General features: G+C 74.6%; 7 protein-coding genes. 5 read left to right on the plus strand and 2 right to left on the minus strand.

All coding sequences use genetic code 11. The features are described from left to right. Window positions 1-244: 244 nt before the first annotated feature. The 4 genes from ABZS66_RS60270 to ABZS66_RS60285 all read left to right on the plus strand — a co-directional run bounded on the left by ABZS66_RS60270 (window position 245) and on the right by ABZS66_RS60285 (window position 2,576). Entirely contained in the window at window positions 245-673 is a 429-nt protein-coding gene (locus tag ABZS66_RS60270) for an Rrf2 family transcriptional regulator (protein ID WP_354773790.1), read from the plus strand. Window positions 674-687: 14 nt separating this feature from the next. Then, window positions 688-1,881, plus strand: a complete 1,194-nt coding sequence (locus tag ABZS66_RS60275; RefSeq protein ID WP_354773792.1) for a globin domain-containing protein — start codon at window positions 688-690, stop codon at window positions 1,879-1,881. A 37-nt stretch (window positions 1,882-1,918) separates the two neighbouring features. Next, window positions 1,919-2,251, plus strand: coding sequence for a cupin domain-containing protein (locus ABZS66_RS60280; RefSeq protein WP_354773794.1), 333 nt, complete (start codon window positions 1,919-1,921; stop codon window positions 2,249-2,251). A 112-nt stretch (window positions 2,252-2,363) separates the two neighbouring features. Next, window positions 2,364-2,576, plus strand: coding sequence for a hypothetical protein (locus tag ABZS66_RS60285; RefSeq protein ID WP_354773796.1), 213 nt, complete (start codon window positions 2,364-2,366; stop codon window positions 2,574-2,576). On the opposite strand, the gene ABZS66_RS60290 is transcribed toward ABZS66_RS60285, so the two are convergent. Continuing rightward, a complete protein-coding gene (locus ABZS66_RS60290) occupies window positions 2,570-3,175 on the minus strand; it encodes an STAS domain-containing protein (protein WP_354773798.1) in 606 nt (201 codons plus the stop codon). The two genes, ABZS66_RS60285 and ABZS66_RS60290, sit on opposite strands and share 7 nt — an antisense overlap. A 181-nt stretch (window positions 3,176-3,356) precedes the next feature. Next, window positions 3,357-4,040, minus strand: a complete 684-nt coding sequence (locus ABZS66_RS60295) for a hypothetical protein (RefSeq protein ID WP_354773800.1) — start codon at window positions 4,038-4,040, stop codon at window positions 3,357-3,359. Between the two features lie 172 nt (window positions 4,041-4,212). Between ABZS66_RS60295 and ABZS66_RS60300 the strand changes: the two genes are divergently transcribed. Continuing rightward, window positions 4,213-5,024: histidine kinase (locus tag ABZS66_RS60300; RefSeq protein ID WP_354773802.1), on the plus strand; the 812-nt coding region annotated here is incomplete at its 3' end.

The raw sequence follows: 5,024 nt of genomic DNA on the forward strand, positions 1-5,024 counted from the left end.
CGGCGGCGGTCGAGGGCTACCCGGTCGTCCTGGTCCCGGGGGAGCGCCTCGCGGCCGGCGACCTGTACGTCGGCAGCGTGGGCGTGTTCGCGGCCGCCGGGTTCACCGAGGTCAGCCGCCCGACGCCGCGCCGCGCGGTGATGCGCGTCGAGCTGCGGTAGCGCCGGGCGCGCCCAGCGGGAACGCTCCGTGACGTGCCCCATAAAACAGGAGTCTTGGAGTCCTCTTTAGGTAGGGTCGACGTGTGCGACTCAACCGCTCCACGGACATCAGCCTGCGCATCCTGATGCTGGGTGCCGCTCGGGAGGGCCTGCTCACCATCGACGAGCTGGCCGACGCGGTCGCCGTGCCGCGGCACCACCTGGCGAAGGTCGTGCAGCGCCTCCAGCACCTCGGGCTGCTGGAGACCGTGCGCGGACGCGGCGGCGGGGTGCGCCTGGCCGCCGCGGCCCGCACGGCGTCCGTCGGCGGGCTGGTGCGTGAGCTCGAAGGCGAGACGGAGGTCGTCGAGTGCACCGGCGACCCGGCATGTCCCCTGAGCCAGGGCTGCCGGCTGCGCGGAGCGCTGCGGCGGGCGCAGGAGGCCTTCTACGCCACCCTCGACCCGGTCACGATCGACGACCTCACCGCGCCACCCGTGCGGCAGGTGCTGTTGCGCCTGGGCCGCCCATGATCCGGAGGACATCCATGCTGTCAGCCACGAATCGCCCGGTCGTCGAGGCGACCCTCCCGGTCGTCGCCGACCACCTCGACGCCGTCTCGGACGTCTTCTACCGCACGATGCTGGGCGAGAACCCCGACCTGCTCGACCTGTTCAGCCGCAGCGCGCAGGCCACCGGCCAGCAACGGCAGGCGCTGGCCGGCGCGGTGGCGGCGTTCGCGGCGCACCTGGTCGGCGCGGGACCGGACGCCGTGACGTTCGAGCACCTGGTGAACCGCATCGCCCACCGGCACTGTGCGCTGGGCATCCGCCCCGAGCAGTACACCGTCGTCGGCCGGTACCTGCTCGCAGCGGTCGGCACCGTGCTCGGCGACGCGGTGACCCCGCAGGTCGCGGCCGCCTGGGACGAGGTCTACTGGCTGTTCGCCACCCGGCTGATCGGACGCGAGACGCGCATCTACGCCGAGGCCGGAACCGACGGCGAGCACCCCTGGCGCGAGTACGTCATCGGCAGCCGGACCGCCGAGGCGGCCGACACCGTCTCGTTCGTCCTCACCCCGGCCGACGGCCGCCCGGCCCCCCGGTTCCGGCCCGGGCAGTACGTCACCGTCGCCGCCGACCTGCACGACGGCACGCGCCAGCTGCGCCAGTACTCGCTGTCGCGGGCCGCCGACGACCAGACCCTGCGCATCACCGTGCGGCGCGTGCGCGGCGACGGCGGGGCGCCGGACGGGGTCGTCTCCGGCTTCCTGCACGACCACACGGCCCCCGGCGACCGGCTGCGGCTGAGCCAGCCGTACGGCGACCTCGCCCTGACGTCCGCGGACACGCCGCTGCTGCTGGTCAGTGGCGGGGTCGGGGTCACCCCGATGGCCGCGATCCTGGACCACGTGGCCCGCACCCAGCCGGCCCGGCATGTCACCGCCGTGCACGCCGACCGCAGCCTCGACCGGCACCCGCTGCGCGCCGACATGCACGCCAGCGGCGCACGGCTGCACTCCTTCGAGACCCTCGTCTGGTACGAGCAGCCGACCCCGGACGCGTTCACCGGTCTGCTCGACGTGGACGCCATCCCGGTACGCCCCGGCGCCGAGGTGTACCTGTGCGGCCCGGTCCCGTTCATGCAGGCGGTCCGCGCCGGTCTGCGCCGCCGCGGCGTCCCCGACGAGCGGATCCGCTACGAGGTGTTCGGCGCCGAGCAGTGGCGGCCAGCCCGCTGAAGCCCCCGCTTCCGACCAGCAACGGAGGAACCACGCGATGGAACAGTTCTCGCTCGACGCCCGCATCCGTGCGCACCTGGAACGTGCTGCCGCGTCCTCGACCGGGCGCAGCGCCGAGACCCTCTACGGCGGCCACGAACACGTCCTGCGGCAGACCCTCATCGCACTGCGCGCCGGCACGTCCCTGGCCGAGCACGAGAACCCCGGCGAGGCGACGCTGCTGGTGCTGCGCGGGCGCGTACGGCTGCACAGCGGTGCGACCTCCTGGGAGGGCGGCACCGGGGACCTGCTCGTCGTGCCGCCCGCCCGGCACAGCCTGGAAGCCGTCGAGGACGCCGCCGCGCTCCTGACCGTCGCCAGGACGCCCTGACGCCGCTTCCCCTGCGAATGTCGTCAAATCGTCATAATCTTGCGGAACCGCGTACATGACGCGGCGTGAGGCTGGATGGGGCGGCTGAACCAGACGGTGCGGAGGGATGGGCATGACGGCACTGCACCTCGCGGACGGCACGGACTTCAGCCTGGTGTGCGACGGCTGCGGCCTGGTGGTCGAGCACCTCGGCGCCAACCTGCACAGCTGGGACCTGGCGTGGAGCCTGTTCCGCCGGCACGGCTGGATCGGCGACCGCTCCGCGGGCGGCCCCCACGGCTGCCCCCGCTGCACCTCCCAGGCCGCGATGGCCGGCGATCAGTAGGCGGCCGTCACCGCGGCCGTGTCCAGCCAGGCGAGGGCCGCGGGGAGGTCGGCGAAGTTCGGCAGCAGGTCGTCGACCGACAGCATCCGCAGCGCGCCGGTGACCCGGTCGGCGGCGCCGGCCAGGCAGATCCGCCGGCCGTGACGCGCCGCGGCCTCGTGCGCGGCGACGAGCACGGCGAGCAGGGCCGAGTCGGCCGACGGCAGCCGGCTCAGGTCGAACACGACGTGCTGGGTCGGGCGGATGCCGCCGGCGACGAGGTCGTGGAGGTGGGCGTGGGTGGCCAGGTGCAGCGTCCCCGGGAGCTCGACGACCGTGACGCCGTCCAGTTCGCGCCAGGCGACCGGCTGCGGCGCGCGGCCCGCCGGCGTGGCCCGCGCGAACGACTCCTCGACCATGCCGTGGCCGCGCGGCGCGGGGCAGCGCCCGCAGGCGTGGGGGCCGGTGGGCCGCTGCGCGCCGCGCCAGCCGTCCTCCACGAACAGGCTCCACGCGACGCGCCACGTGCCCATCGCGGGCGCGAGGTTGGCGACCAGCTGGCCGCAGGTGTCACAGGCGAGACTGAAGTTCGCGCCGTCGCGGCTCAGTAGCGCGGTCATGGGCGGCTCCTCACTCATCGGTGCATTTGCCACCTTCCGCGGTGCGTGTCGCCGAACTTCCGCAATCGCATGACAGTCGTGTGACGTTTTTCCGCAGCCGGGGTGGGCCGGGTGGCCGCACCGTGGCGCGGCCACCCCGGTACGGCCCCCGGTCAGCTCGGTCCGGCCCACGTCACGGCGGTCACCGCCCGTCCCGCAGCCAGTGCCAGGCCAGCGCGCCGACCCACAGCTCGTAGCCGAACGTGCTCAGGGCCAGCAGCGGGAACAGCGCGCCCGACACGAGGGTCGCGCTGCCGACCAGGCTGAGCAGCATGACGACGGCGGCCGAGCGGACCAGCCACGGGGCCTGGCCGGTGGCGCGCAGGCCGAGCGCGATCGCGCCGACGAAGAAGACCCGCGCGAACACCGAGAACGCCAGGCCGAACGGGGCCACGGCGTCCCAGCCGGCCAGGATGCGCAGGTCGGCGCCGCCCGCGGCGGTCTCCAGGGCGACGTCGTGCAGCATGCCGGCCATCGGCCAGATCAGCGCGAGGAGGATGCCGGACGCGACCGCGACGGTGGCGAGGACACCGCTGCCGTCGGCCCGGCGCAGCCGCGCCCAGACGGCGCCGAGGAAGCCCAGCAGCAGCGAGCCGGCGGCCATGAAGGCGAAGTTGCCGATGCGGTACAGGTCGGCCGCCTCCTGGACGCCCTGCCCGCGCTGCAGGGCCGGGTCGGACGGCGAGCCGCCGTGCGGCAGGACGAAGACCGCCATCGCGATCATCACGAGCAGCTGGCAGACGGTGAAGGCGAGCCCGAAGCGGGTGCTGGTCCGCACCGGATCGGTGGTGGCGGTGACGGCCGGCGCGGTCGCTGGCGAGGTCATCGGCTGTTCCTTTCGCAGGAGGTCGCAGGAGGTCGGGTGCCAGCAACGTACGGACGCGGGCACCCCGCGGGCATCGACCCGCGGGCGGCTTCGCAGCTCAGCCCGTCGGTGCGGAGCCGATCAGCCCGTGGGATGAGGCGGCGCGGACGAGCGATGTCCTACGCTCGCGGTCGTGAACGCGTGGGTGGCCCGGCTGCGGGTGGCACGGTCGGACGCCGTCCTGGCGGCCGTGCTGACCGCGATCGCGCTCGCCCAGACGCTCGCGTTCCCGATCGCCCATCGCGGCATCGGCGAGCTCTACGTGCTCGGGTCGAGCCTGCCGCTGGCCTGGCGCCGGCGGTATCCGCTGGAGTCCGCGGCCGTCTCGAGCGCGTTCTGGCTCATCCCGCTCGACGGCTTCCCCGTGCTCGGGTTCGTCACCGTCGTCCTGCAGTTCTTCGCGGTCGGCGCCTACGGCGCGCCGCGTCCCGCCGTGTGGGCGGTCACCGCGTGGGGCTGCGTCACGGGGGCCGTCGGCACGCTGCTCGGCCCCGAGCTGCCGGTGGCGGTGATCGGGGCGGTGCTGTCCGTCGTGGCGCCGGTGGCGGCCGGGCAGCTCGTCGCGCACCAGCGCCGGCAGAACCGGGCCCTGCTGCAGCTGGCCGCCGAGCTGGAGACCGAGAAGCGCAGGGTGCGGGAGGCCGCGGTCAGCGAGGAGCGGGCCCGGATCGCCCAGGAGCTGCACGACGTCCTCGGCCACGAGCTGACCCTGATCGCCGTGCAGGCCGAGGCGGCGTCGGCGGCGCTGCGGCTGGCCCCGGCGCGGGCCGCCGCGCCGGTCGAGGCGATCCGCGAGACCTCGCACCGGACCCTGCGCCAGATCCGCTCGGCGCTCGACCTCGTGGCGCCGCCCACCGACCCGGCCGACGCGACCGCCGAGGGGCTCGCCGCAGACCCCGTGGTAAGCCCAGATGCGCTGGATGACCATCGGAAATCAGCCGCGCG

Origin of the sequence: Dactylosporangium sp. NPDC005572 (genome assembly GCF_040605515.1) — a bacterium.
Classification (GTDB): Bacteria; Actinomycetota; Actinomycetes; order Mycobacteriales; family Micromonosporaceae; genus Dactylosporangium.